The organism is Pseudomonas batumici (assembly GCF_000820515.1).
In the GTDB taxonomy this organism is placed as follows: Bacteria; Pseudomonadota; Gammaproteobacteria; order Pseudomonadales; family Pseudomonadaceae; genus Aquipseudomonas; species Aquipseudomonas batumici.
Genome location: NZ_JXDG01000053.1, coordinates 20,360 through 44,414, shown reverse-complemented (window position 1 = coordinate 44,414; position 24,055 = coordinate 20,360). Strand labels below are relative to the sequence as shown.

The window sequence follows — 24,055 nt, the reverse complement described above, 5'->3', positions numbered from 1 at the left end:
CCCATGCACCATCAGATTGCTGAATGCCCCAGGCAAAGCTTGCTCTCAGCGCATCAGTCGTTGCTCGGTTTGTTCACCGCCTGCAACACGTATTGCGGCAAGGCAAATGCGCCGATGTGGATCTCGGGGTTGTAGTAGCGGGTGACGATACCGCTGCCGGCAAAGCGCTGGCGCAGGGTGTCCAGCGACAGTTTGCGGGAGGTGGTGTGGGTCGCGCCCCAGGCAAAGGTCATGGCACCACCGATGTAGGTCGGTACCGCGGCCTGGTAGAAGTGCCAGTCCGGGAACAGGCTGCGCAGGCGCCCCGCCGTGGTCTGCACCTCGGCCAACTGCATGAATGGCGTGCCGTTCTGGGTCACCAGGATGCCGCCGTCGTTCAGGCAGCGACGACAGGCCTGGTAGAAGTTCTCGGAAAACAGCACTTCCCCGGGACCGATCGGGTCGGTGGAATCGGAGATGATGACATCGAATTTTTCCTCGGTGGTGGCGACGAAACGCATGCCGTCGTCAATCACCAGGTTCAGCCGCGCATCGTCGAACGCGCCCTTGGAGTGCTCGGGCAGGAACCGCTTGCACAGGTCGACCACGGTGGCGTCGATCTCGACCATGGTGATGTGCTCGACGCCACGGTGCTTGGCCACTTCACGCAGCATGCCACCGTCGCCACCGCCAATGATCAGCACGCGCTTGGCACTGCCATGGGCCAGGATCGGCACATGGGTGAGCATTTCGTGGTAAATGAACTCATCGGCTTCGGTGGTCTGGATCACACCGTCCAGGGCCATGACCCGGCCCATGCGGGCGTTTTCGAAGATCACCAGGTGCTGGTGCCCGGTGCGCACCTCGTGCAGCAGCTTGTCCATGCGAAAACGCTGGCCGTAGCCGTCGTAGAGGGTTTCCTGATAATGGGTTTCAGGCGTGCTGCTCATGGGAAGCGCTCCGGCGAATGCGGGTGGCAACGGACGGTTACCCGCCCATGGCGGGTCATCGAACAAACAACGGGCGCGAATGGCCATTGCCGCGATGATCCGAGAAAGGCCCGCATTCTACGTTGCGAACGATGACAGATCGAAGCTTCCCGGACAAAGGCTGCCGGCCGCTCAAAGAACGAAGTATTTGATCAACAGCGCAGTGACCGTCGATACAGTACCGAGAACGCCAACGGCAATCGCGAGCGGGTACCAGAATGTTTCAAGCGTTATCTTTGCCGCCTCGGCAATGAGCTTGTGTTGCTCGGCATTGAGTTTGTTCTGCTCGGCGAGGAGCTTGGCGATCTCGACATGGGTTTTCTCAAGCTGGGCCTGTTCCATACTCATTTCCTGCATGGGCTAATCCTTTAGCGTAGGGTTTCGAGACAGCTCATCCCTTGAATCAAGAGAGGTCCGGGGGGCAAAGCTTCCAAGCTTTTTACCCTGTTCAAACCCTAGTCGTTCGCCCGCATAAACACTGTCAGCCCACCACAATCAGAACCGTAGGCAATTTCCGAAATACGACCCGAATGACGTTCCGTCATCTCCCGGCTGAACACCTCGGTCAAGCGTGCATTCACGGCCACTAGCGCAGATTGCCCCGCGGCCCGGCGATGGCCCAGATGATCAGGCCTAGCACCGGCAGCAGGATGATCAGCAGCACCCAGAGGATCTTCATCCCGGTTTCGGCGCCGCTTTTCAGCACATTGAGGATGGCCCAGATGTCCAGCGCCAGGATGATCAGGCTGATCAAGCCATTGAAAGTCGAACCCATGGTCTTGCTCCTTGATATGGATCTGCCCCCATAGGATAGCCGGCTGCCGCCAGGGATCACTTTATCGGGAACTGGCGGGGTCAGACGTGCAACGCGACCCGCAGGGCTTCCAGCGAGGGCGCGGCGGCAATCCCGACTTCTTCGCACAGGGCCAGCACCCGCGGCAGGTCATTGCCGTAGACCAGCACCGCCTGGAGTTCGTCGTCGAGCAACTGGCTGAAATTCACCAGCACGTAGCCGCCCATTTCCGGGTTCATGCTGCTCAGTTGGATCTGGATACGGTTCAAGGCGGTCAAGGGTTCGACCTTGGCCAGTTGCTTGGGCTTGATGTTGAAAGGGACGTCCTTGCCAAAGGAGTCGACGATCCGGGCGAACAGATCCATGTAGGTATCGGCCTGGAACAGCACCGTCTCGGGCAGGCTGCCGACCACCACCCATTCGCCCAAGGGAATCGGAAAGCTGTCGTCGTAGTTGATGTCCGGATTGGCCGCCAGGAAGCCGGCGTCGTCGGCGTAGGCCTGGGCCGCTTCATCGGCGATCTGCAGGATTTCGGCCTCGCCCATGCAGCCGGAGCTGATTTTGCTGATGAGTTCGACGAGGGCGGTTTTCATGGGCAGGTCCTGGCGCGGGGAAAATGACAGCCGCGAAGGATACACCAATTCACCCAGCCGCCGGGCCGCCTGCGTCCGCCTCCCCGCTACCGACCCAACAAACGTTGTCGTCACAGCACCGTTTGGCATTTTTATTTTCATAAAATTGATTTTTGAAATAAAACATGTCATTTATAGCCACGACTAGATCAGGCGGACACCACCGCCACGCCAGCCCGGACGGCACCTCGCCCACGTTTCAGCCCCCCGACAACCGGAGTCAACAATATGAACAAGACCGGACTTCTAGGTGCCCTGGCCCTCTGCGCCTTCAGCATCCTGGCCCATGCCGACGAGGACAGCCTGCGTATCGGTATCGAAGCCGCCTACCCGCCCTTCTCCTACAAGACCCCGGAGGGTGACCTCGGCGGTTTCGACTATGACATCGGCAATGCCCTGTGCGCCGAGATGAAGGTCAAGTGCCAATGGGTGATCCAGGCGTTCGACGGGATGATCCCCTCACTCAAGGTGCACAAGATCGATGCGGTGCTGTCGTCGATGTCGATCACCGACGACCGCCTGAAATCGGTCGATTTCAGCAAAAAGTACTACCACACGCCGGGCAAGTTCGCGATGAAGGCCGGCGGCGTGATCAACGACCCACTGGTGGATCTCAAGGGCAGGAAAGTCGGGGTGCAGCGCGCCTCCACCTACGACCGCTTCGCCACCGAGCAGTTGGAGAGCGCCGGCGTCGAGGTCGTGCGCTACGCCTCGCAGAACGAAGCTTTCCTCGACCTGGCCGCGGGTCGCCTGGATGCCACCCTGGCCGACATCGTCAACACCGATGAGAGCTTTATCAAAACGCCGGCAGGCAAAGGCTTCGCGCTGGTCGGGCCGGACATCAACGACCCGAAATACTTCGGCCGGGGCGCCGGCATCGCCCTGCGCAAGGGCGACAGCGCAAACGCCACGCGCCTGAACGCGGCCATCGACGCCCTGCGCGCCAATGGCAAGTACCAACAGATACAGGCCAAGTACTTCGCCTTCGATATCTACGGCGAGTAAGCCTGCCCGTAACCTGGCGCCGGCCTGACGCGGGCGCCCTTCTTCCGCTTTTCCCGCACGCCTGTCGGCGTCGCGGGCGAGGAACTTCATCATGCTCCACGGCTACGGATCGAGCATTCTCGATGGTGCCTGGCTGACCATCAATCTGGCCCTGAGCGCCATGGCCATGGCCATTGTCCTGGGCCTGATCGGTGCAGCCTTTCGTTTGTCACCGCTCAAATGGCTGGCGATGCTGGGCGAGGGTTACACCACCCTCATCCGCGGCATCCCCGACCTGGTACTGATTCTGCTGATTTTCTATGGCGGCCAGGATCTGGTGAATCGCCTGGCCCTGGCACTCGGCTCCACCCGCTACATCGACATCAACCCATTCATTGCCGGTGTCTGCACCATGGGCTTCATTTTCGGCGCCTATCTCTCGGAAACCTTTCGCGGTGCCTTCATGGCCATTCACAACGGTCAAGGCGAAGCTGCACTGGCCTACGGCATGAGCCGCCTGCAGGTGTTCCGCCGGATCCTGGTGCCACAGATGATTCGCTTCGCCATTCCGGGCGTCACCAACAACTGGCTGGTGCTGACCAAGTCCACCGCGCTGATCTCGGTCATCGGCCTGCAGGACATGATGTTCAAGGCCAAGAACGCCGCGGATGCGACCCATGAGCCCTTCACGTTCTTCCTGGCCGTGGCGGCGCTTTACCTGATGCTGACCAGCCTGTCGCTGCTGGTGCTGCGTCATCTGGAAAAACGCTATTCGGTCGGCATCAAAGCCGCCGAACTGTGAGTGGAGAGCCCACCCATGATTCTCGATTACAACCTGATCTGGCAAAACCTGCCACTTTACCTCGGTGGTGCGCTGCTGACCCTCAAGGTGCTGCTGATTTCCCTGGCCCTGGGGCTGCTGCTGGCCATCCCCCTGGCGCTGCTGCGGGTATCGCGCTCACCGCTGCTGAACGCCCCGGCCTGGCTGTACACCTACGTGATCCGCGGCACGCCGATGCTGGTGCAATTGTTCCTCATCTACTACGGCCTGGCGCAGTTTGAAGCGGTTCGCCAGAGCCTGCTCTGGCCCTACCTGTCCAGCGCGACCTTTTGCGCCTGCCTGGCCTTTGCCATCAACACCAGCGCCTACAGCGCCGAGTTGCTCGCCGGCAGCCTGAAGTCGACGCCGGGCGGCGAGATCGAGGCCGCCCGGGCCATGGGCATGTCGCGCCTGACCCTGTACCGGCGCATTCTCCTGCCTTCGGCCCTGCGCCGCGCGCTGCCGCAGTACAGCAACGAAGTGCTGATGATGTTGCAAACCACCAGCCTGGCGTCGATCGTCACCCTCGTCGATATCACCGGCGCGGCCCGCACCGTCAGTGCGCGCTTCTATCTGCCGTTCGAAGCCTTCATCACCGCCGGCCTGATCTACCTGGCCATGACCTTCGTCCTCGTGCGTCTGTTCAAGCTGGCCGAGCGCCATTGGCTGGCGTATCTGGCGCCACGCAAACATTAAGGAACTCCCATGCAGCCCATACACTACGTCCTGCCCTGGAGCGCCACGGGCACCGAACGCCAGCTGTCGCTGTTTCGCTTCGGCAGCGGCTCGCGCAAGGCTTATATCCAGGCCTCGTTGCACGCCGACGAACTGCCGGGCATGCGCGTCGCCGTCGAACTCAAGCGCCGCCTGCGCGAACTGGAAGACCAGGGTCGCCTGACCGGGGTGATCGAACTGGTGCCCATGGCCAACCCCATCGGCATCGGCCAGATGTTCCAGGCCACCCATCAGGGCCGTTTCGAGTTCTCCAGCGGGAAGAACTTCAATCGCGACTTCCCGGAACTGACCGACGCCGTGGCCCGACAGCTGGAAGGTCAGCTGGGCGCGGACGCCGGAGTCAACGTCGCCCTGATTCGACGCGCCATGCTCGAGGTCATCGAGCACATGCCCCCGGCCACCTCGGAACTCGACGGTTTACGCCGCCTGTTGCTGCGCCATGCCTGCGATGCCGATGTGGTGCTGGACCTGCACTGCGACTTCGAGTCGATCATGCTGCTCTACGCCCTGCCGCAAAACTGGGCACGCCTGCGCTCCCTGGCCGCGCGCCTCGGGGCCGGCGCCGCCCTGCTGGCCGAGGAGGCGGGCGGCAATGCCTTCGACGAGGCCTGTGCCGGCCCCTGGTTACAGTTGGCCAAGCGCTTCCCACGGGCCAATATTCCCCTCGCCTGCGTGGCCACCACCATTGAATTGCGTGGCATGGCCGATACCGATCGCGAACCGTGCATCGCCAGTGCCGAGCAGATCCTTGGCTACCTCGCCGAACAGGGCCTGATCAACGGCAAATGGCCGGCCGCGCCCGCCCACTGCTGCGAGGCCACACCGTTCGCCGGTGCGCAATATGCCTATGCCCCGCACCCCGGCGTCATCAGCTTCCTGCAACCGTTGGGCGCGCAGGTCAAGGTCGGCGATCCGCTGTTCGAAGTCATCGACCCTTTGACCGACCAGCACAGCGTGGTGACCGCCAGCACCGACGGCATCCTCTATGCCCGCGAGCGCCTGCGTTTCGCCCAACCCGGCTTGTGGCTGGCCAAGGTCGCCGGCCATACCCCTATTCGCCAGGGTCGCTTGCTCAGCGACTGACTTCAGCAGAGTGAACAGCATGAACAAACTTGAAATTCAGGACCTGCACAAAAGCTACGGTGCTCACGAAGTGCTCAGGGGCGTGTCCCTGGAGGCGAAAGCCGGCGATGTGATCAGCCTCATCGGCTCCAGCGGCTCCGGGAAAAGTACTTTCCTGCGCTGCATCAACCTGCTGGAACAACCCAATGCCGGGAGCATCCGGCTCAATGGCGAACCGCTCAAACTGATGGCCAGCGCCTCGGGCGGGCTCAAGGCCGCCGAGCCGAAGCAGTTGCAGCGCATGCGTTCACGACTGGCGATGGTGTTCCAGCACTTCAATCTCTGGTCGCACATGAGCGCCGTGGAAAACGTCATGGAGGCTCCCGTGCATGTCCTGGGGCTGCCCAGGAAGGAAGCCCGGGAAAAGGCCGAACATTACTTGAACAAGGTCGGCGTGGGGCATCGCCTGGACGCCTATCCGGCCCATATGTCCGGCGGCGAGCAGCAGCGCGTGGCGATTGCCCGGGCCCTGGCCATGGAGCCGGAAGTGATGCTCTTCGACGAGCCGACGTCCGCGCTCGACCCGGAGCTGGTCGGTGAAGTGCTTAAAGTCATGCAGGACCTGGCCCTGGAAGGGCGCACCATGGTCGTGGTGACCCATGAAATGGGTTTTGCCAGGGAGGTCTCCAACCAGTTGGTCTTCCTCCACAAGGGCCAGGTCGAAGAACGCGGCAACCCACGCGAAGTGCTGCTCAGGCCCCAGTCCGAACGCCTGCGCCAGTTCCTCGCCGGCAGCTTGAAATAACCGCCACCTCGCGCCCCGACCGTTGCCGTGCCCTGCACGTCGACGGTTGGCTTGGGATACACTGGCAGCCACCTGATCCCCCTGCCTTCCACCTCCCAGGAGCCGTTGAGCCGGATATGCCGAGCCCCTCGAAGAACACCACGGTCTATGCCGCACCGGTGATGCGCAAACTGGCGGAAATCGTTGCCGATCTGCAACCATCACTGCGCAAGGTGGCCGACTTCATCCTGCGTCACCCGTTGAAAGCCGCCACCCTGACCATCGAGGAGATGGCCCACGAAACCGCCACCTCGCCCGCCGCGGTCAACCGCCTGGCCAAGGCGCTGAACCTGGGGGGCTACACCGGCATGAAGGCCGAGCTGGTCGCGACCTTGCAGCAGATGGTGTCGCCGGTGGACAAACTGCGCAACGAGCTGGCACACCGCCCAGGCGGCAGCTTCGGCCTGCATGAGCAGATCGACAGCGCCATCGGCAACCTCGGCACCGCGGGCACCAACAACCACCCCGAGACCTTTGAAGCCTTCGTCACCTGCCTGACCCGGGCCCGCAAGATCTACATCCTCGGGTTTGGCAACAGCGTCTACATGGCCGGTCTCGCGGCCTCGACCCTGATGCCCTTCTGCGCCGACGCCACGGCCATCAGCATGGAAGGCGGTAACGAAAACGCCGCTTATCGACTGGCAGCCATCACCGACCAGGACATCCTCCTGGCGATCTCGCTGCCACGCTATTCCCTCGACACCCTGCAGCTCTCGCGGTTTGCCCACGAACGCGGTGCCACCGTGCTGGCCATCACCGATTCCCCGGCCTCGCCGCTGACCGGCATCGCCCAGCACGTGCTCTTCGCCCCAGCCGACCACGCCGTGTTGACCAGTTCCAACATCGCGGTCCTGGCGTTGATCGAAGGCCTGGTGGCCGGTGTGATGGCGCGCAACAAGAAGGCCGTGAAACTGGCAACCGAACTGACCGAAAGCGTGATGTCCTACCTGCACATACCCGGCAGCAGCAAGCCATCAAAGAAGTGACCGAGGCCGCTCCCGCAGACCCTGCACTGTTTCAGCCCAGGATCTTCTGCAACTGCGCCGCGGTATCCATCGCGCCCATGGTCTGCGCCGCCGCCAGTGCCGTAACGCCGTTGGCGTCCCGGGCCCGGGGATCGGCGCCCTGGCTGAGCAGATAATCGACAATCGCCGTGCGATTGAACATCGCCGCCATCATCAGCGCCGTGCGGCCGTCCGCCGACGCCCCCTCGACCTGGGCCCCGCCTTCGATCAGCAACCTGACCATCTCCAGGTCGCCCTTGAACGCCGCTCCGGCAATCGGGCTCTGGCCGTTGTCGTTGCGCATCTGCGGATCGGCCTTGTGCTCCAGCAACACACGCACCGCATCGGCATGACCGTGGTAGCTGGCCAACATCAGCAAGGTATCGCCCTTGTGGTTGCGCAGGTTCGGCGGCAGGCCTTTGCCCAACAGGGCCGCCAGCATCGTCGCATCGCCCTTGCGCGCCACATCGAACACCTGCTCGGCGAACTCGGCGGCCTGCTCTTCGGTCATCTGTAGGGGCTGGTCGGACATGTGGATCTCCTTGGCGTTGCTCGGACAGGGCTTCAAAGGCCTCCAGTTTCCCGAGCGCCCCGCTCGCTGTCATGCCTTATTTTTCAAGCGTTTCCATAGACACAATCAATAACCGCTCAGACCAACCCACGATTTACCGCTTCGCCCACGGCATGGGCCCGATTGCTCACACCCAGTTTGTGATAGATATTGCGCAGATGAAACTTGACCGTCGCTTCGGAAACATTGCGAATAACGCTGATTTCCCAGACGGTCTTGCCCGCCCGCGCCCAGCGCAACACTTCCAGCTCTTTCTCGCTCAGGATCTTGCTCTTTGACAGCCTGCACCTTCGCGGCTTGCCCAGCGTCGGCAGGACGACGACGTGGGACGACTCCTTGGCGGGTTGAATAAACTCCTGTTTATGCCGCACGCGCGAATCGGCAATATCCACCACCTTGCACGACACCCTGTGCACGGCCTCGGCACCCAGCCCCTCGGGAACATTCATCATGGTTTCTCCCTCTGGTTCCAATAGAGCGCCCAACCGTTGCCAAGTCTTATTGGCCGCAGACAAACGCCCATCAAAAAATAGAGAGTTACACAGAAAGGAGATTTAATAAGCAACTACAAACACAAACAGGGATGCCCGACATTTCAACAGGCAATTTCCTACAACTTAAAGTACATAAGACTGACTCAAGTTTTAATCAAGCCAGCCGCTCATCGGTTGTTTAACCCCCCGACTAAAGTATCGCCGGATCAATCTCGGCAAAGTTGCCCACGTTCGGGTGACCGGACAGTTCTCCACCACCACGCACCAGGCCACAGGTCAGCATGCCGGCCTGTCGCGCGGCGTCGAGTTCTTCGACGACATCCGAGAGGAACAGGATCTGGCTGGCCGGGCAACCGATGGCCGCGCTGATGTGCCGATAGGACCGGGCCTCACGCTTGGGACCTGCGGTGGTATCGAAATAGCCGCTGAACAAGGGCGACAGGTCGCCGGCCTCGGAACAACCGAAGATCAGCTTCTGCGCCTGGATCGACCCCGAGGAATACACATACAGCGCATACCCTTGCGCGTGCCAGTGTTGCAGCGCCTGGACCGCATCCGGATACACATGCCCCTTGAGCTGGCCGGCGGCATAGCCCTGTTGCCAGACCATGCCTTGCAAGGCCTTGAGCGGCGTGGCCTTGCGGTCCTCGGCGAGCCAGCCGAGGAGAATCTCGATGACCCGCTCGACATCCGCCGCCGGCTCAGCGCTGTCCAGCCGCACCGCGCCCAGTTGCACCGCCACGTCCGGCCGCTCGGCGTGTTGCCGGACAAAATCCGGCAGGTGCCGGGCGGCGTAGGGGAACAGCACATCGAAGACGAAGCTCACTGCGCTGGTGGTGCCTTCGATATCCGTGAGGATGGCTTTGATCGGCATATCGGGTCCTTCTGGGGGGTGCCAGGTTCAGTCTTCGAGACGCGGGAAACGCTCGGCGATGTCCTCGCCGGTGAACTGGGCAACCCAGCCTTCGGGATTGTTGAACAGGCGGATGGCGACGAAATGCGGATGCTCACCCATGTCGAACCAGTGCGGCGTGCCGGCCGGCACCGAAATCAGGTCGTTCTTCTCACACAGCACGGCATAGACATATTCGCCGATGTGCAAGGAGAACAAGCCACGGCCGGCGACGAAGAAACGCACTTCGTCTTCGCCATGCCGGTGCTCGTCGAGGAACTTGGCGCGCAACTCGGCCTTCTGCGGGTGATCGCTGTTCAGGCTGACGACGTCGACGGTGATGTAGCCGCACTCGGTCATCAAGCGGTCGATCTGCACCTGATAAGCGGCAATCACTTCTTCCTGGCTGGCACCGGGCTGGATCGGCGCCGCCGCTTGCCAACGGTCGAAGCGCACCCCTTGCTCGGCCAGGGTCGAGGCAATGTCGTCGAAATGGGTCAGGACCTTGTTCGGGAGGTCCGGGCTTGAAACGTGGTAAACGGACAGGCTGCTCATGGGGCTCTATTCCTCGACTTGGCTCAGCGTCGGCCTGCTCTGGGGCCGATCCGACGCAGCGAATAATCAGACAATCAACGGGTCCGTGCAAAAACCGCTGTTCAGGAACAACGCAGCGAACGGGTTTTCAACTCGCATTCGAAGAGAAACTCGAACGCTTCGATCTGGCGCAGGGCGTCGCTCATGCGGGCGCCCCAGGTGTAGAGGCCGTGCCCGCGGATCAGGTAGCCGACGCAATCGGGATGCGCGTCGAGCCAAGGCTGCACCCGGGCCGCCAGGCGCGCAATATCCTGGTCGTTGTCGAAGATCGGCACCCGCACCCTCGACTCGTGGGTCGACACCCCGCAGAAGGCCTTCTGCAGTTCATAGTCCTCGAAATCGATGAACTCGCCTGGGGTCATCCGCGACAACACCGTGGCATTCACCGAATGGGTGTGCAGCACCGCGCCGATCTCCGCTCGCCAGCCATAGAGCTGGGTGTGCAGCAAGGTTTCCGCCGAGGGTTTCTTGCCCGGTTCCAGGCTGTTGCCCGCCAGGTCGGTGGCGAGTACATCGTCCGGGCCCAACTGCCCCTTGTGCTTGCCGGAAACCGTCAGCAGCGCCTGGCTGGCCGACAGGCGGGTCGAATAGTTGCTGCTGGTGGCCGGCGACCAGCCGCGACCATACAGGAAGCGCCCGGCCTCGATGATTTCCTGGCTCAGTTGTTCACGGGTCAGACTCATGGCCGCTCCTCCTGCATGCGCGTGGCGATGATGATGGCCGCGGCCAAGGCCGCGAGGCTGGCGATACTGAAGGTCCAGGCCGGCCCCAGGCTGTTCCAGCTGTAGCCGGCGTACAACGCGCCCAGGGCCCCGCCGGTGCCGGACAGCGCGGCGTACAACGCCTGCCCCTGGCCCTGCTGGCGCGCCCCGAAGCTACGTTGCACGAAATGGATGGCCGAAGCGTGAAAGCTGGCGAAGGTCGCCGCGTGCAGCACTTGCGCGAACAGCAGCACCGCCAGGTGATCGGCCAGGGCCCCCAGCAACAGCCAGCGCACGGCGGCCGCCAGGAAACTGGCGAGCAGCACCCGACGCACCGAAAAGCGCGCGAGGATCCGGCTCATGGCCAGGAACATCAGCACTTCCGCCACCACCCCCAGTGCCCAAAGCATACCGATCAACCCGCGCGTGTAGCCGAGGTGTTCCAGGTGCAGGGTGATGAAGGTGTAGTACGGACCATGGCTCATCTGCATCAGCGCGACACAGGCATAGAACGCCAGCACCCCGGGGCTGCGCAACTGTCGCAGAAAGCCTTCGCCGGACGCTCGCTGGCCCTGGTTCGGCGGCTGGGCACTGGGCACCCAGACGCTGCTCAGGACGATCCCCGTCATGATCACCACGATGGCCACCGGGTAGATATCCAGGCTCAGCCACTCGAACAGGCGCCCGAGCCCCACCACGGTGAAGATGAAACCGATGGAGCCCCACAAGCGGATCTGGCTGTAGCGCGCCGCCTGTCCCTGGGCCTTCAGATGCGCCAGGGTGATGACTTCGAACTGCGGCAGCACCGCATGCCAGAAAAACGCATGCAGGGCCATGACCAGCGCCAGCCAGCCATAGCTTTTGTCGACGAAGATCAGCGAAAACGCCAGCAGGGTGCAGACCGCGCCGAAGCGCACGATCGCCAGGCGCCGACCGCTGTAGTCACCCAGCCAGCCCCAGATATTCGGCGCCACGCAGCGCATCAGCATGGGAATCGCCACCAGCTCGCCGATCCGCGCCGGGGCAAACCCCAGGTGGTGGAAGTACAGCGCCAGGAACGGCGCCGTCGCTCCCAGCAACGCGAAGTAGAACAGGTAGAAACTGGACAACCGCCAGTAAGGGAGCGGCGCCCCCGGCATTACAGCTGGCCCAGTACCGGTGTGGCGACCCGCACGTCGGCGTTCTGTCCGCGGTGACGCAGCAGGTGGTCCATCAGCACGATCGCCATCATCGCTTCGGCGATCGGGGTGGCGCGGATGCCCACGCAAGGGTCGTGGCGGCCCTTGGTGATCACCTCCACGGGGTTGCCGTGGATATCGATGGAGCGTCCCGGCGTGGTGATGCTCGAGGTGGGCTTGAGGGCCAGGTGCGCGACAATCGGCTGGCCGGAGGAAATCCCGCCGAGGATGCCGCCGGCGTTGTTGCTGAGGAAACCTTCGGGGGTCAGTTCGTCGCGGTGCTCGGTGCCGCGCTGGGCCACGCAGGCAAAGCCGGCGCCGATTTCGACGCCCTTGACCGCGTTGATGCTCATCAGCGCATGGGCCAGCTCGGCATCCAGACGGTCGAAGATCGGTTCGCCCAGGCCCGGCATCACGCCCTCGGCCACCACGGTGATCTTCGCGCCGACCGAGTCCTGGTCGCGCCGCAGCTGGTCCATATAGGCTTCCAGTTCGGGCACCTTGTCCGGATCGGGGCAGAAGAACGCGTTGCGCTCCACCGAGTCCCAGGTCTTGAACGGGATTTCGATGGGGCCCAGCTGGCTCATGTAGCCGCGGATGACGATGCCCTGGCTGGCCAGGAACTTCTTCGCAATCGCGCCGGCCGCCACGCGCATGGCGGTTTCCCGGGCGGAACTGCGGCCACCGCCGCGATAGTCGCGCTCGCCATACTTGTGGTGGTAGGTGTAGTCGGCGTGGGCCGGGCGGAACAGGTCCTTGATCGCCGAGTAGTCCTTGGACTTCTGGTCGGTGTTGCGGATCAGCAGGCCAATGGCGCAACCGGTGGTGCGGCCTTCGAAAACCCCCGAGAGGATTTCCACTTCGTCGGCTTCCTGGCGCTGGGTGGTATGGCGACTGGTGCCCGGCTTGCGGCGGTCGAGGTCGCGCTGCAGGTCGTCCAGGGACAGCTCAAGACCCGGAGGGCAGCCGTCGACAATGGCGACCAACGCCGGGCCATGGCTTTCGCCTGCGGTGGTGACAGTGAACAGCTTGCCGTAGGTATTGCCGGACATGCAGGGCGCTCCGCGAATCGAGTCTGAATAACCAAGCGTGCCAGTATACGCGGGCTATCCCAGTAGTTCATCCTCGAACCTTATCGCCGGCGGCGAGTCGAACCGACACTGTGTAAATGATGGCGTGATGATGCTGCGATTGATTCTGCTGGTCCTGACCCTGATTTCCGGCCTGGCCCAGGCCTCCGTGTTGCAACAACCGATCACCCTGGACACCGGCAGCGGCGAGCTGTTCGGCTCGTTGCTGCTGCCCAGGTCGGACGCACCGGTGCCGGTGGTGCTGATCGTCTCCGGTTCCGGTCCCACCGATCGCGACGGCAACAACCCCGATGGCGGCCGCACCGACAGCCTCAAGCGCCTGGCCTGGGTGCTGGCCGGTCACAACATCGCCAGCGTGCGCTATGACAAGCGCGGCGTGGCCGCCAGCCTCGCCGCCGGACCCGATGAGCGCGGCCTGAGTGTCGAGGGCTATGTGGCGGATGTCGTGGCCTGGGGCCGGAAACTCAAGGCCGACCCGCGTTTCGGGCCGCTGATCCTGCTCGGCCACAGCGAGGGCGCATTGATCGCCACCCTGGCGGCACCCCAGCTGGATGCCGCGGCGCTCATCAGCATCGCCGGCAGCGGCCGTCCCGTGGACCTCGTGGTGCGCCAGCAAATGGCCAATAACCTGCCACCGGGCCTGATGCTGCGGGCCAACGAACTGCTCGACAGCCTCAAGGCCGGGCAACTGGACAACGACATCCCCGCGCCGCTGCGACCGATTTTCCGCCCGAGCGTCCAGCCCTACCTGATCAGCCTGTTTCGCCAGGACCCGGCCGCGGCCTTCGCCCGGCTGAAGATCCCCGCGCTGATCGTCCAGGGCCGCAACGACCTCCAGGTCGGCGTCGGCGATGCCCAGGCGCTGAAGGCCGCCAGGCCGGATGCGCAGCTGGTGCTGATCGACGGCATGAACCATGTGCTGCGCATCGTGCCCGCCGACACCCAGAGCCAACTGGCGTCCTACCGGGACCCGCAACTGCCCCTGGCCGCGGAACTGGGCAGCCGGATCCTCGCCTTCATTGACGGGCTGCCCCGCCACTGACGCCGGGCACGACGGCATTTTGTTCTCCAGTCCTGGCGAAAGCGGCCGATAATTCATTGCCGGTACCGATAGTGTGACCGGCAAGCTGGACACGGACAGGATCTTGCCGAATGACTGATACCCAAGCCTCACCCGAAAGCCCCGCCGAAGACGCCGAAGCCGCGCCGACCCCGGTGGAACTGCCGTGGGCGGACGTGCAGCCCGAGCACTTCAAGCTGCTGCGTCTGGCGCCGCTGACCACCGACCGCGCTACCGGTGCCCGCCCCCTGCGCTTTGTCCAGTTCGGCTACGCCGAGCGCCATAGCAAGGAGCGCAGCCTGCTGCGCCTGGAGATCCAACTGCCGGGACAACGGGTACGCAAGGAGCAAAACCACCTGGACGTGTGGGTCGACCACAGCACCAAGCGCGTGCGTTTCGAGCCGGAAAGCGGCTTGCAGATCGAACCCGCGAACCGCGGTATCGGGCGCTTCCTGGCCGCCCAGGCGGCGATCTGGGCACAGAAGAAAGGCTCGCACTACCGCGTCGATGGCGCCGCCCTGCAAAACAAGGACGCCTTGAACGAAGACACCCGCCTGCGTCGCGATCACTTCCTCAAGGTCCAGGGTTTCGAAGTGGCGTATGCCGATCCCCTGCACCTCAAGGGCAGCTACAAGGATGTCCAGGTCGGCGAACTGCGCAGCCAATGGAACAGCGAAAAGCTGCAATTCGTCGAAATACTGGAAGCCGCGCAGATGCTCCAGACCGCCGAGCAGAACCTGCAGGAACAGGAGGTGAAGCTGCGCCAGCAGGAAGAACGCGTGAGCAAATTCAAGCGTGAAGACACCGGCTTGCGCTTCACCATCACCTGCCTGGTGGCCTTTGCGATGTTCCAGGCCGGCCTGCTGATCTGGATCGCGACCCGTCACTGACCCCCGTGGCGCCCGTCCAAGGACGCCGCCGGGCTCAGGCAAGCCGCGAACGCATCAACTGCGGTGCAACTTACTCATCAGTTCCGCTTCGGCCTGGGTCAGGCCGCAGGCCTGCGTCAGCTCGTCGACGCTGGCCCCCATCCCCACCAGCCTGGCGGCCTGGGCGAAGGACAGGCTCGACGGATCACGCTGCTCCAGCTGCGCCAGCTTTTCCGGCAACGGCGCCACGACGGCCCGCAGCTCGTGCAGGTCCTCGCCCATGCGCACGGTGCCGTTCTGGAAGTTGTCCACCCGCCGCGCCAGTTCCTTGATGCGCTGGTCACGCAGCGCATCACCCTCGGCCTGTTGCGCGGCAATCAACCGCTGGTTGCGGACATGGACCACGAACATGCCCACGGTCCCGACCCACAACAGGGCCAGGAGAATCACGGCGACCTCAAGAATCAATCAGATGCTCTCCAGCTCGGACCATTCTTCTTCGCTCATCATCTTGTCCAGCTCAACCAGAATCAGCAGTTCATTGTTCTTGTTGCACACGCCCTGGATGAACTTGGCCGACTCGTCGTTACCCACGTTCGGCGCGGTTTCGACTTCCGACTGGCGCAGGTAGACCACTTCCGCCACGCTGTCGACCATGATCCCGACCACTTGCTTGTCCGCCTCGATGATCACGATGCGGGTGTTGTCGTTCACTTCGGTCGGCATCAGGCCGAAACGCTGGCGGGTGTCGATCACGGTGACGACATTGCCGCGCAGGTTGATGATGCCCAGCACATAGCTCGGCGCACCCGGTACCGGGGCGATCTCGGTGTAGCGCAGGACTTCCTGGACGCGCATCACGTTGATCCCGTAGGACTCGTTATCCAGCTTGAAGGTTACCCATTGCAGGATCGGATCTTCGGAACTCTGTGCGGACGACGACTTATTCATACCCCTGACCCTCAATGACCGTTGATACGGTGTGTGCTCTGGCAAACCTCGCGGGGGGACCGCGAGGCCACCGTTATTTGTTCGTTGGCTTGCCGGTTGGCTTGTTCGCTTGCAGTTGTTTCACCGCTCCGCTGGCGATCAGTTCGGCCAGTTCGGAGACGTCGAGCAACGCACACATGTGTTCGATGACCGTGCCCGCCAGCCACGGTCGCTGCCCACGATGGGTGCGCCATTTGATTTCGTCGGGGTCCAGGCGCAGGGAGCGACTGACCTGATGCACCGCCAGCCCCCATTCGTAGCCCTGGACCGAGATCACATACTGCAGCCCCTGGCGGAAATCGTCGCGATAACGGTCCGGCATCACCCAACGGGCGGTGTCCAGGACTTTCAGGTTGCCGGCCTGGCTCGGCAGGATCCCGAGGAACCATTCCGGCTGACCGAACAAGGGCGTCAACTCGTGCCCCGCCAGCGAATAGATCGAACCCAGGCACACCAGCGGCACCGCCAGGGTCAGTCCGGCGACGTCGAACAGCAGGCATTCGAAAGGCTCGGCCGCCCAATGCGGGCGCTCGTCGCCCTGCACCGGCGGCGGTGGAATATTCACGGCGGGCGGCAGGTGCACCTCGACCACCGGCTCCACCACCACGGGGGCGACCGGCAAAACCTGTGGTATCGCCACCGGTACTTCCAGTGCCACCGGTGCCGTCACGACAGGTGCGGCAGCCAGGGCTGCGGTCAACGCATCGCGGGCCTGCTCTTCGAGCACGGCGGCCTGGAACTCGTCCAGCCCACTGGCCAGGCTCGGTTCTACCGGCAGCGGTATCGATACCGGCGCCTCGACGGCAACGGCGATGTCCACCGGCAACTCTTCGGTCGCCTCTTGCAGCAGCGCGTCCAGGTAGGATTGCAGCGCCACTTGCGGCCGTGTGGTGATGTCGACAGGACGGATCATGTGAGTGCCCATGGAGATGTCCCGCGGCAGTAACCTGTAGAAGGTATCGGCTGGACAAGCCGGTGACTTGAGGAGTGGGTCACGTCAGGCCACCTGCGGGATGAGTTGCTGGGTCAGCAGGTGCTTGAGCAGTGCCCGGTAGGCCAGCACGCCACGACTCTTGCCGTCGAACTGCGACGGTGTGACACCGGCCCGGCTGGCATCGCGCAGGCGGGTGTCGACCGGAATGTAGCCCTGCCAGATGGTCTCCGGGAACTTGTCGCGCAGGACCCGCAAGGTGCCCATGGACGCCTGGGTGCGACGGTCGAACAGGGTCGGCACGATGGTGTAGGGCAAGGCCTGCTTGCGCGAACGGTTGATCATCGCCAGGGTGTTGACCATCCGCTCCAGGCCCTTGACAGCCAGGTGCTCGGTCTGCACCGGGACCACCAGTTGCTGGCTCGCCGCCAGGGCGTTGACCATCAGCACGCCCAGCAACGGCGGGCTGTCGATCACCGCGTAGTCGAAATCCTGCCACAGTTGCGCCAGGCTCTTGGCGATCACCAGGCCCAGGCCGCTCTGGCCCGGCGACAGGCGCTCCAGGGTCGCCAGTGCGGTGCTCGACGGCAGCAGGGAAATCCGCTCGTCGCTGGTGGACAGCAGCAATTGCCCGGGCAAGCCCTCGGGCACCGTGCCCCGGTGCTGGAACAGGTCGAAGGTGCTGTGCTCCAGGGTATCGGGGTCGTAGCCGAAGTAGCTGGTCATCGAGCCGTGGGGGTCGAGGTCGACGACGACCACGCGCTTGCCCGCCTCGGCCAGCAATCCGGCTAAAGCGATGGAGGAAGTGGTCTTACCGACGCCACCCTTTTGATTGGCTACTGCCCAGACTCTCATTCAGTGTATTCCTCCCGACAAGCATCAAGCCTGCCGAGAAATAGCGCCAAGTTATAGAGCAGGTGCCGGAGATTTGACGGCGTTCTCGCGTACCGCTTGCTTTATCGCTGGCGGTGCAGTTTGTGTGCCAGCCCGCCTCAACGCCGCGTCCGGTTTTGCATTGGCCGTGCCGGTACCGGTCAGGCTGCGGCGCACATCCAGGTTACGCGACACCACCAGCACCACCCGGCGGTTGCGCGCCCGGCCTTCGGCCGTGGCGTTGTTGGCCACCGGCTGGAACTCGCCATAGCCCACCGAGGCCAGGCGGCCGGGGTTGACCCCGTCCATGGCCATCATCCGCACGATGCTCGCCGAACGGGCGGAGGACAACTCCCAGTTGGTGGGATACTGCGCGGTGCTGATCGGCTGGTCGTCGGTAAAACCTTCGACGTGGATCGGGTTGTCGAAGGGCTTGAGGATCTTCGCCACCTTGTCGATGATGTTGAACGCCATGTCGCTGGGCATCGCATCGCCGCTGCCGAACAGCAGGCTGGAGTTGAGCTCGATCTCGACCCACAGTTCGTTGCCGCGCACGGTCATCTGGTTGGATCTGATCAGGTCGCCGAACGCCGCGCTGATATCGTCGGCGATGCTCTTGAGCGGATCCTTGGCGCCCTGCCCGAGAGCGGCGTCGGTCTGTTCGCTGTCCTTGATCAGCGGGTCCGCCGGTTTGACCGTCACTGGGCGCTCCTCGCCGATGGGAATCGGCTTGAGGCTGTGATCGGCTTCGTTGAATACCCCGATCAGCGCCTGGGAAATCACCTTGTACTTGCCCTCGTTGATCGAGGAAATCGAGTACATGACCACGAAAAAGGCGAACAGCAGCGTGATGAAGTCGGCGTAGGACACCAACCAGCGCTCGTGATTCACATGCTCTTCGTGTTGGCGACGTCTGGCCATGGCTACTCCATCACTCCATGAAGCCTTGCAGCTTCAACTCAATGGAGCGCGGGTTCTCGCCCTCGGCAATCGACAGGATGCCTTCGAGCAGCATTTCCCGGTAGCGGGACTGGCGCAGAGCTATGGACTTGAGCTTGCTGGCCACCGGCAACAGCACCAGGTTGGCACTGGACACGCCGTAGATGGTGGCGACGAAGGCCACGGCGATGCCGTTACCCAGTTGCGAAGGGTCGCCCAGGTTGCCCATCACGTGGATCAGGCCCATGACCGCACCGATGATACCGATGGTCGGCGCATAGCCGCCCATGCTTTCGAACACCTTGGCGGCCTCGATATCGCGGCTTTCCTGGGTGTAGAAATCCACCTCCAGGATGCTGCGGATGGCTTCCGGCTCGGCGCCATCGACCAGCAATTGCAGCCCTTTGCGCGAGTAGGCGTCCGGCTCCGTATCGGCGACGCCTTCCAGGCCCAGCAGCCCCTCCTTGCGCGCGGTCAGGCTCCAGTTGACCACGCGCTCGACGCCGGCGGGCAGATCGATACGCGGCGGAAACAGGATCCAGCCGAGAATCTGCATGGCCCGCTTGAACGCGCTGATCGGCGATTGCAGCAAGGCCGCGCCGATGGTGCCGCCCAATACGATCAACGCCGCCGGACCGTTGGCCAGCGCCCCCAGGTGCCCGCCCTCGAGGAAATTGCCGCCGATAATGGCGACAAAGGCCAGGATGATCCCGATAAGGCTCAGCACATCCATCAGAGGCACGCCTCGACCAGATGCTTGCCGATTTCGTCCAGGCTGTAGACCGCGTCGGCCAGTTCAGCCTTGACGATGGCCATGGGCATGCCATAGATCACGCAACTGGCTTCGTCCTGGGCCCAGATGGCACTGCCGCCCTGCTTGAGCAGGCGCGCGCCTTCACGACCGTCGGCGCCCATGCCGGTGAGGACCACCGCCAGAACTTTGTCGCCGTAGGACTTGGCCGCCGAACCGAAGGTGATATCCACGCACGGCTTGTAGTTCAGGCGTTCGTCGCCCGGCAGGATTTTCACCGCGCCACGGCCGTCGACCATCATCTGCTTGCCGCCCGGGGCGAGCAAGGCCAGGCCGGGACGCAGGATGTCGCCATCCTCGGCTTCCTTGACGCTGATCTGGCACAGCTTGTCCAGGCGTTCGGCAAACGCCTTGGTGAAAGCCGCCGGCATGTGCTGGATCAACACGATGGGCGCCGGGAAGCTCGCCGGCAACTGGGTCAGGACCCGCTGCAGGGCCACCGGGCCACCGGTGGAGGTGCCGATGGCCACCAGCTTGTAGGCCTTGCGCTTCGGCGCGCCGGAGGTCGAGACCGCCGCGGGTGCCGGCGCACGACTGGCCACCGGCGTGGTCCGCACGGGAGCCGGGGCCGCCGGGGCGTGGCTGGAATAGCTGCTCGAAGGGGCTGTCGCGGTCGGCGTGGGCACCGGCTGCGGCGCGGGCGCGCTGTAGCTGCTGAAGCGACGGTTGCTGCGCGAGATGCTGTGCACCTTCTCGCACAACAGTTGCTTGACCTTCTCGGGGTTGCGCGAGATGTCTTCGAAATTCTTCGGCAGGAAGTCCACGGCCCCGGCGTCCAGCGCATCGAGGGTGACACGGGCGCCTTCGTGGGTCAGGGACGAGAACATCAACACCGGAGTCGGGCAGCGCTGCATGATATGCCGCACCGCCGTGATGCCGTCCATCATCGGCATCTCGTAGTCCATGGTGATCACGTCCGGCTTGAGGGCCAGGGCCTGATCGATGGCTTCTTTACCGTTGGTCGCCGTACCGACGACCTGGATGCTCGTATCCGCCGAAAGGATTTCCGAGACGCGGCGGCGGAAAAAACCCGAATCATCCACCACCAGGACCTTGACTACCATAAACACTCCGTTAGGCACGGCGGCGGCCCTATGCGCCGCCGCCGAACCAGAATCAAATACGCCGTGCGGCGTAACGCTTGAGCATGCTCGGCACATCGAGAATCAGCGCGATGCGACCGTCACCGGTAATGGTGGCGCCCGACATGCCCGGAGTCCCTTGCAGCATCTTGCCCAGCGGCTTGATGACCACTTCTTCCTGGCCCACCAGTTGGTCGACGACGAAGCCGATCCGCTGGGTGCCCACCGAAAGGATCACCACATGGCCCTCGCGCTGCTCTTCGTGAGCGGCCGAGCTGACCAGCCAGCGCTTGAGGTAGAACAGCGGCAGTGCCTTGTCCCGCACGATCACCACTTCCTGGCCGTCGACCACGTTGGTGCGCGACAGGTCGAGGTGGAAGATCTCGTTGACGTTGACCAGCGGGAACGCGAAGGCCTGGTTGCCGAGCATGACCATCAGGGTCGGCATGATCGCCAGGGTCAACGGGACCTTGATGACGATCTTCGAGCCCTTGCCCTTGGTCGAGTAGATGTTGATGGTGCCGTTGAGCTGGGCGATCTTGGTTTTCACCACGTCCATGCCCACGCCACGGCCGGACACGTCGGAAATCTCGGTCTTGGTCGAGAAGCCCGGGGCGAAGATCAGGTTGAAGCAGTCGGTCTCGCTCAGGCGATCGGCCGCATCCTTGTCCATCAGGCCCTTCTTCACCGCGATGCTGCGCAGCACGTCGGCGTCCATGCCCTTGCCGTCATCGGAGATGGACAGCAGGATGTGGTCGCCTTCCTGTTCGGCGGAGAGCACCACGCGACCGCTGCGGGACTTGCCCATGGCTTCGCGGTCGGCCGGTTCTTCGATACCGTGGTCGACCGAGTTGCGCACCAAGTGGACCAGCGGGTCGGCCAGGGCCTCGACCAGGTTCTTGTCCAGGTCGGTCTCTTCGCCCACCAGTTCCAGGTTGATCTCTTTCTTCAACTGCCGGGCCAGGTCGCGAACCAGGCGCGGGAAGCGGCCGAAGACTTTCTTGATCGGCTGCATGCGGGTTTTCATCACCGCGGTCTGCAGGTCTGCGGTCACCACGTCGAGGTTGGACACGGCCTTGGACATGGCTTCATCGCCGCTGTTCAAGCCCAGGCGCACCAGGCGGTTACGCACCAGCACCAGTTCGCCGACCATGTTCATGATCTCGTCCAGGCGCGCGGTATCGACCCGCACGGTGGTTTCCGCTTCGCTGGCAACCGGCTTTTCGCCAGAGGCCGCGGCGGCAGGTGCCGGAGCCCGGGCAGGCGCTGGTGCGGCAGCAGGTGCTGCTGTCGCCTTGGCGGGTGCTGGCGCGGGCGCCGCTGCCGGAGCGGGTGCCTTGGCGGCAGGCGCGGCAGCCGGTTTGCTAGCGACCGGCGTGGCCACTGCGGCGGTCGCGGTGGTCGCGGCCACTTCGGTGAACTTGCCCTTGCCGTGCAGCTCGTCGAGCAGGGACTCGAACTCCTGGTCGGTGATCAGGTCATCGCCCTTGGCCCCCGTGACTTCAGACGCCTGGGCCGAGGCCGCAGCCGTATCGAGGGCGTCGACCTTGAACGAGCCCTTGCCATGCAACTGGTCCAGCAAGGCTTCGAATTCATCGTCGGTAATATCGCTGCTTTCGGTTGCATCGGGCGTCGCGCCGGATGCCGCCGGTTGAGCCGGCGTCGCCACCGCATCGGGGGCGAACTGGCCCTTGCCGTGCAACTGGTCGAGCAAGGATTCGAACTCGGCGTCGGTGATCTCATCGCTGCCGGGCTCGCCTTCCACCGCGGCAACGGCTTGCGGTGCCTCGGCTTCGGCCTTGACGCTGTTCAGGGAGTCGAGCAGCAATTCGAATTCGTTGTCGGTGATGTCGCCGGACTCGCTTTCAGCGACCGGCTCAGGCTCCACGACCTCGGCCACTGGCGCGGGCGCCTCTTCGGCACCCGCCGGTTCCGCCAGGCGCGCCAAGGCCGCCAGCAACTCAGGGGTCGCCGGGGTGATCGGGCCGCGCTCACGCACCTCGCTGAACATGCTGTTCACCGCATCCAGCGCTTCCAGGACCACGTCCATCAGTTCCGCATCGACGCGCCGCTCACCCTTGCGCAGGATGTCGAACACGTTCTCGGCGATGTGACAGCACTCCACCAGCTCGTTGAGCTGGAGGAAGCCGGCGCCCCCTTTTACAGTGTGAAAACCGCGAAAGATTGCATTGAGCAGATCCGCATCATCCGGCCGGCTTTCCAGCTCGACCAGTTGTTCGGACAGTTGCTCCAGAATCTCGCCGGCCTCAACCAGGAAATCCTGAAGGATCTCTTCATCGGCGCCGAAGCTCATGTGTTTGGGTGCTCCTAGAATCCAAGACTGGAAAGCAAATCGTCGACATCGTCCTGACCGGATACAACGTCTTCACGTTTATCGGCATGAATCTGCGGACCTACACCCTTGGCCAGCTCTTTTTGCTGATCTTTTTCGGCAAGGATGGCTTCGCGATCATGTTCGATACCGGCAAAGCGGTCGACCTGACTGGCCATCAGCACCAGTTTGAGCAGATTGCTTTCCACTTCGGTGACCATCTGGGTCACGCGCTTGATCACCTGGCCGGTAAGGTCCTGGTAGTCCTGGGCCAGCAGAATGTCGTTCAGGTCGCTCGACACGGCGCGGGTCTCCTGCTCGCTGCGGGACAGGAAACCGTCGACCCGCCGCGCCAGCTCGCGAAACTCCTGGGCATCGACTTCGCGCCGCATGAAACGGCTCCAGTCGGTGCTCAATGCCTTGGCTTCCTCGTGCAGGCCACTGACCCGCGGGGTCGCGCTCTCCACCAGGTCCATGGTGCGGTTGGCCGCGGCCTCGGTCAGCCTGACCACATAGGACAGGCGCTCGGTGGCGTCAGTGATCTGCGACACTTCCTCGGCCTGCGGCATATGCGGGTCGATCTGGAAGTTGACAATGGCACTGTGCAATTCGCGGGTGAGCTTGCCGACTTCCAGGTACAGGCCACGGTCACGGGTCTGATTCAGCTCATGGATCATTTGCACCGCGTCACCGAACCGACCTTTTTCAAGGCTGTCGACCAGTTCGCGGGCATGTTTTTTCAGGGTTAATTCAAAATCACCCAGTGAAGATTCGTTGTGCTCCATAGCGCCCCCGTGGTGGACAT

General features: G+C 63.4%; 27 protein-coding genes and 1 pseudogene. 8 read left to right on the top strand and 20 right to left on the bottom strand.

The window, feature by feature from the left end; translation table 11 throughout:
* Positions 1 to 53: 53 nt before the first annotated feature.
* The 4 genes from speE to UCMB321_RS19275 form a co-directional block, all read right to left on the bottom strand.
* Positions 54 to 929 carry a polyamine aminopropyltransferase gene (gene speE / locus UCMB321_RS19290; protein WP_040069920.1) on the bottom strand — a complete coding sequence of 292 codons (876 nt, stop codon included), beginning with the start codon at positions 927 to 929 and terminating at the stop codon, positions 54 to 56.
* A 171-nt stretch (positions 930 to 1,100) separates the two neighbouring features.
* Complete coding sequence (locus UCMB321_RS19285) at positions 1,101 to 1,310, bottom strand: hypothetical protein (protein WP_052451315.1); 210 nt, start codon at positions 1,308 to 1,310, stop codon at positions 1,101 to 1,103.
* A 244-nt stretch (positions 1,311 to 1,554) separates the two neighbouring features.
* On the bottom strand, positions 1,555 to 1,743 hold the full coding sequence (locus UCMB321_RS19280; protein WP_040069917.1) for a PLDc N-terminal domain-containing protein: 189 nt from the start codon (positions 1,741 to 1,743) through the stop codon (positions 1,555 to 1,557).
* A gap of 80 nt (positions 1,744 to 1,823) precedes the next feature.
* Entirely contained in the window at positions 1,824 to 2,354 is a 531-nt protein-coding gene (locus tag UCMB321_RS19275; RefSeq protein ID WP_040069915.1) for a hypothetical protein, read from the bottom strand.
* A 267-nt stretch (positions 2,355 to 2,621) separates the two neighbouring features.
* Here UCMB321_RS19275 and UCMB321_RS19270 point away from each other — a divergent pair, with 267 nt between their 5' ends.
* From UCMB321_RS19270 to UCMB321_RS19245, 6 genes are all read left to right on the top strand, one after another.
* Positions 2,622 to 3,398 carry an ABC transporter substrate-binding protein gene (locus tag UCMB321_RS19270; protein ID WP_040069913.1) on the top strand — a complete coding sequence of 259 codons (777 nt, stop codon included), beginning with the start codon at positions 2,622 to 2,624 and terminating at the stop codon, positions 3,396 to 3,398.
* Positions 3,399 to 3,489: 91 nt separating this feature from the next.
* Complete coding sequence (locus tag UCMB321_RS19265; protein ID WP_040069911.1) at positions 3,490 to 4,179, top strand: ABC transporter permease; 690 nt, start codon at positions 3,490 to 3,492, stop codon at positions 4,177 to 4,179.
* 15 nt (positions 4,180 to 4,194) lie between these two features.
* Positions 4,195 to 4,893 carry an ABC transporter permease gene (locus tag UCMB321_RS19260; RefSeq protein ID WP_040069908.1) on the top strand — a complete coding sequence of 233 codons (699 nt, stop codon included), beginning with the start codon at positions 4,195 to 4,197 and terminating at the stop codon, positions 4,891 to 4,893.
* 9 nt (positions 4,894 to 4,902) lie between these two features.
* Complete coding sequence (locus UCMB321_RS19255; protein ID WP_040069906.1) at positions 4,903 to 6,015, top strand: succinylglutamate desuccinylase/aspartoacylase family protein; 1,113 nt, start codon at positions 4,903 to 4,905, stop codon at positions 6,013 to 6,015.
* A gap of 19 nt (positions 6,016 to 6,034) precedes the next feature.
* Positions 6,035 to 6,799 carry an ABC transporter ATP-binding protein gene (locus UCMB321_RS19250; RefSeq protein ID WP_040069904.1) on the top strand — a complete coding sequence of 255 codons (765 nt, stop codon included), beginning with the start codon at positions 6,035 to 6,037 and terminating at the stop codon, positions 6,797 to 6,799.
* Positions 6,800 to 6,915: 116 nt separating this feature from the next.
* The gene (locus tag UCMB321_RS19245; protein ID WP_040069901.1) at positions 6,916 to 7,824 is read left to right on the top strand and encodes a MurR/RpiR family transcriptional regulator; all 909 of its coding nucleotides are present in this window, start codon (positions 6,916 to 6,918) and stop codon (positions 7,822 to 7,824) included.
* A 31-nt stretch (positions 7,825 to 7,855) separates the two neighbouring features.
* Here UCMB321_RS19245 and UCMB321_RS19240 read toward each other — a convergent pair whose 3' ends face one another.
* The 7 genes and pseudogenes from UCMB321_RS19240 to aroC form a co-directional block, all read right to left on the bottom strand.
* Entirely contained in the window at positions 7,856 to 8,374 is a 519-nt protein-coding gene (locus tag UCMB321_RS19240; protein ID WP_040069900.1) for an ankyrin repeat domain-containing protein, read from the bottom strand.
* A gap of 116 nt (positions 8,375 to 8,490) precedes the next feature.
* Positions 8,491 to 8,670: pseudogene (locus tag UCMB321_RS31660) on the bottom strand (response regulator transcription factor); the annotation flags it as partial.
* A gap of 427 nt (positions 8,671 to 9,097) precedes the next feature.
* Positions 9,098 to 9,781, bottom strand: a complete 684-nt coding sequence (gene mtnC / locus UCMB321_RS19230) for an acireductone synthase (RefSeq protein ID WP_040069898.1) — start codon at positions 9,779 to 9,781, stop codon at positions 9,098 to 9,100.
* Between the two features lie 27 nt (positions 9,782 to 9,808).
* On the bottom strand, positions 9,809 to 10,354 hold the full coding sequence (locus tag UCMB321_RS19225; protein ID WP_040069897.1) for a 1,2-dihydroxy-3-keto-5-methylthiopentene dioxygenase: 546 nt from the start codon (positions 10,352 to 10,354) through the stop codon (positions 9,809 to 9,811).
* A gap of 101 nt (positions 10,355 to 10,455) precedes the next feature.
* On the bottom strand, positions 10,456 to 11,076 hold the full coding sequence (locus tag UCMB321_RS19220) for a methylthioribulose 1-phosphate dehydratase (protein ID WP_040069896.1): 621 nt from the start codon (positions 11,074 to 11,076) through the stop codon (positions 10,456 to 10,458).
* Positions 11,073 to 12,233, bottom strand: a complete 1,161-nt coding sequence (locus UCMB321_RS19215) for an MFS transporter (RefSeq protein WP_040069894.1) — start codon at positions 12,231 to 12,233, stop codon at positions 11,073 to 11,075. Before UCMB321_RS19215 ends, UCMB321_RS19220 begins: the two co-directional genes overlap by 4 nt.
* Positions 12,233 to 13,324: a chorismate synthase gene (gene aroC / locus UCMB321_RS19210; protein WP_040069892.1), complete on the bottom strand. Its 1,092-nt coding sequence runs from the start codon at positions 13,322 to 13,324 to the stop codon at positions 12,233 to 12,235. Before aroC ends, UCMB321_RS19215 begins: the two co-directional genes overlap by 1 nt.
* A 127-nt stretch (positions 13,325 to 13,451) precedes the next feature.
* On the opposite strand from aroC, the gene UCMB321_RS19205 reads away from it, so the two are divergent.
* Positions 13,452 to 14,405 (top strand): alpha/beta hydrolase, encoded by a 954-nt coding sequence (locus UCMB321_RS19205; RefSeq protein ID WP_052451313.1) that lies wholly within the window; start codon positions 13,452 to 13,454, stop codon positions 14,403 to 14,405.
* Positions 14,406 to 14,515: 110 nt separating this feature from the next.
* Positions 14,516 to 15,313 carry a hypothetical protein gene (locus UCMB321_RS19200; protein WP_040069891.1) on the top strand — a complete coding sequence of 266 codons (798 nt, stop codon included), beginning with the start codon at positions 14,516 to 14,518 and terminating at the stop codon, positions 15,311 to 15,313.
* Positions 15,314 to 15,367: 54 nt separating this feature from the next.
* On the opposite strand, the gene UCMB321_RS19195 is transcribed toward UCMB321_RS19200, so the two are convergent.
* The 9 genes from UCMB321_RS19195 to UCMB321_RS19155 all read right to left on the bottom strand — a co-directional run bounded on the left by UCMB321_RS19195 (position 15,368) and on the right by UCMB321_RS19155 (position 24,035).
* Positions 15,368 to 15,760 carry a DUF2802 domain-containing protein gene (locus UCMB321_RS19195; protein WP_040069889.1) on the bottom strand — a complete coding sequence of 131 codons (393 nt, stop codon included), beginning with the start codon at positions 15,758 to 15,760 and terminating at the stop codon, positions 15,368 to 15,370.
* A complete protein-coding gene (locus UCMB321_RS19190; protein WP_040069887.1) occupies positions 15,761 to 16,243 on the bottom strand; it encodes a chemotaxis protein CheW in 483 nt (160 codons plus the stop codon).
* Between the two features lie 73 nt (positions 16,244 to 16,316).
* Positions 16,317 to 17,195, bottom strand: a complete 879-nt coding sequence (locus UCMB321_RS19185; RefSeq protein ID WP_209437192.1) for a CheW domain-containing protein — start codon at positions 17,193 to 17,195, stop codon at positions 16,317 to 16,319.
* Between the two features lie 84 nt (positions 17,196 to 17,279).
* On the bottom strand, positions 17,280 to 18,068 hold the full coding sequence (locus UCMB321_RS19180) for a ParA family protein (protein WP_040069882.1): 789 nt from the start codon (positions 18,066 to 18,068) through the stop codon (positions 17,280 to 17,282).
* A 51-nt stretch (positions 18,069 to 18,119) separates the two neighbouring features.
* The gene (motD, locus tag UCMB321_RS19175; protein ID WP_040069880.1) at positions 18,120 to 19,007 is read right to left on the bottom strand and encodes a flagellar motor protein MotD; all 888 of its coding nucleotides are present in this window, start codon (positions 19,005 to 19,007) and stop codon (positions 18,120 to 18,122) included.
* Between the two features lie 10 nt (positions 19,008 to 19,017).
* Positions 19,018 to 19,758: a flagellar motor protein gene (locus UCMB321_RS19170; protein ID WP_040069879.1), complete on the bottom strand. Its 741-nt coding sequence runs from the start codon at positions 19,756 to 19,758 to the stop codon at positions 19,018 to 19,020.
* On the bottom strand, positions 19,758 to 20,900 hold the full coding sequence (locus tag UCMB321_RS19165) for a protein-glutamate methylesterase/protein-glutamine glutaminase (protein WP_040069877.1): 1,143 nt from the start codon (positions 20,898 to 20,900) through the stop codon (positions 19,758 to 19,760). Before UCMB321_RS19165 ends, UCMB321_RS19170 begins: the two co-directional genes overlap by 1 nt.
* Before the next feature lie 52 nt (positions 20,901 to 20,952).
* A complete protein-coding gene (locus tag UCMB321_RS19160; RefSeq protein ID WP_040069875.1) occupies positions 20,953 to 23,232 on the bottom strand; it encodes a chemotaxis protein CheA in 2,280 nt (759 codons plus the stop codon).
* A 14-nt stretch (positions 23,233 to 23,246) separates the two neighbouring features.
* On the bottom strand, positions 23,247 to 24,035 hold the full coding sequence (locus UCMB321_RS19155; protein WP_040069872.1) for a protein phosphatase CheZ: 789 nt from the start codon (positions 24,033 to 24,035) through the stop codon (positions 23,247 to 23,249).
* Positions 24,036 to 24,055 lie beyond the last annotated feature (20 nt).

Excerpts from the sequence above, each read along its gene's own strand:
- UCMB321_RS19165 (WP_040069877.1), bottom strand. The coding sequence starts at position 20,900 with ATGGTAGTCAAGGTCCTGGTGGTGGATGATTCGGGTTTTTTCCGCCGC.
- UCMB321_RS19225 (WP_040069897.1), bottom strand. The coding sequence starts at position 10,354 with ATGAGCAGCCTGTCCGTTTACCACGTTTCAAGCCCGGACCTCCCGAAC.
- UCMB321_RS19220 (WP_040069896.1), bottom strand. The coding sequence starts at position 11,076 with ATGAGTCTGACCCGTGAACAACTGAGCCAGGAAATCATCGAGGCCGGG.
- UCMB321_RS19170 (WP_040069879.1), bottom strand. The coding sequence starts at position 19,758 with ATGGATGTGCTGAGCCTTATCGGGATCATCCTGGCCTTTGTCGCCATT.
- UCMB321_RS19185 (WP_209437192.1), bottom strand. The coding sequence starts at position 17,195 with ATGATCCGTCCTGTCGACATCACCACACGGCCGCAAGTGGCGCTGCAA.
- UCMB321_RS19265 (WP_040069911.1), top strand. The coding sequence starts at position 3,490 with ATGCTCCACGGCTACGGATCGAGCATTCTCGATGGTGCCTGGCTGACC.
- motD (WP_040069880.1), bottom strand. The coding sequence starts at position 19,007 with ATGGCCAGACGTCGCCAACACGAAGAGCATGTGAATCACGAGCGCTGG.
- UCMB321_RS19275 (WP_040069915.1), bottom strand. The coding sequence starts at position 2,354 with ATGAAAACCGCCCTCGTCGAACTCATCAGCAAAATCAGCTCCGGCTGC.
- aroC (WP_040069892.1), bottom strand. The coding sequence starts at position 13,324 with ATGTCCGGCAATACCTACGGCAAGCTGTTCACTGTCACCACCGCAGGC.
- UCMB321_RS19250 (WP_040069904.1), top strand. The coding sequence starts at position 6,035 with ATGAACAAACTTGAAATTCAGGACCTGCACAAAAGCTACGGTGCTCAC.
- UCMB321_RS19200 (WP_040069891.1), top strand. The coding sequence starts at position 14,516 with ATGACTGATACCCAAGCCTCACCCGAAAGCCCCGCCGAAGACGCCGAA.
- UCMB321_RS19260 (WP_040069908.1), top strand. The coding sequence starts at position 4,195 with ATGATTCTCGATTACAACCTGATCTGGCAAAACCTGCCACTTTACCTC.
- speE (WP_040069920.1), bottom strand. The coding sequence starts at position 929 with ATGAGCAGCACGCCTGAAACCCATTATCAGGAAACCCTCTACGACGGC.
- UCMB321_RS19255 (WP_040069906.1), top strand. The coding sequence starts at position 4,903 with ATGCAGCCCATACACTACGTCCTGCCCTGGAGCGCCACGGGCACCGAA.
- UCMB321_RS19280 (WP_040069917.1), bottom strand. The coding sequence starts at position 1,743 with ATGGGTTCGACTTTCAATGGCTTGATCAGCCTGATCATCCTGGCGCTG.
- UCMB321_RS19155 (WP_040069872.1), bottom strand. The coding sequence starts at position 24,035 with ATGGAGCACAACGAATCTTCACTGGGTGATTTTGAATTAACCCTGAAA.
- UCMB321_RS19180 (WP_040069882.1), bottom strand. The coding sequence starts at position 18,068 with ATGAGAGTCTGGGCAGTAGCCAATCAAAAGGGTGGCGTCGGTAAGACC.
- UCMB321_RS19190 (WP_040069887.1), bottom strand. The coding sequence starts at position 16,243 with ATGAATAAGTCGTCGTCCGCACAGAGTTCCGAAGATCCGATCCTGCAA.
- UCMB321_RS19215 (WP_040069894.1), bottom strand. The coding sequence starts at position 12,233 with ATGCCGGGGGCGCCGCTCCCTTACTGGCGGTTGTCCAGTTTCTACCTG.
- UCMB321_RS19285 (WP_052451315.1), bottom strand. The coding sequence starts at position 1,310 with ATGGAACAGGCCCAGCTTGAGAAAACCCATGTCGAGATCGCCAAGCTC.
- UCMB321_RS19160 (WP_040069875.1), bottom strand. The coding sequence starts at position 23,232 with ATGAGCTTCGGCGCCGATGAAGAGATCCTTCAGGATTTCCTGGTTGAG.
- UCMB321_RS19205 (WP_052451313.1), top strand. The coding sequence starts at position 13,452 with ATGATGCTGCGATTGATTCTGCTGGTCCTGACCCTGATTTCCGGCCTG.
- mtnC (WP_040069898.1), bottom strand. The coding sequence starts at position 9,781 with ATGCCGATCAAAGCCATCCTCACGGATATCGAAGGCACCACCAGCGCA.
- UCMB321_RS19245 (WP_040069901.1), top strand. The coding sequence starts at position 6,916 with ATGCCGAGCCCCTCGAAGAACACCACGGTCTATGCCGCACCGGTGATG.
- UCMB321_RS19270 (WP_040069913.1), top strand. The coding sequence starts at position 2,622 with ATGAACAAGACCGGACTTCTAGGTGCCCTGGCCCTCTGCGCCTTCAGC.
- UCMB321_RS19240 (WP_040069900.1), bottom strand. The coding sequence starts at position 8,374 with ATGTCCGACCAGCCCCTACAGATGACCGAAGAGCAGGCCGCCGAGTTC.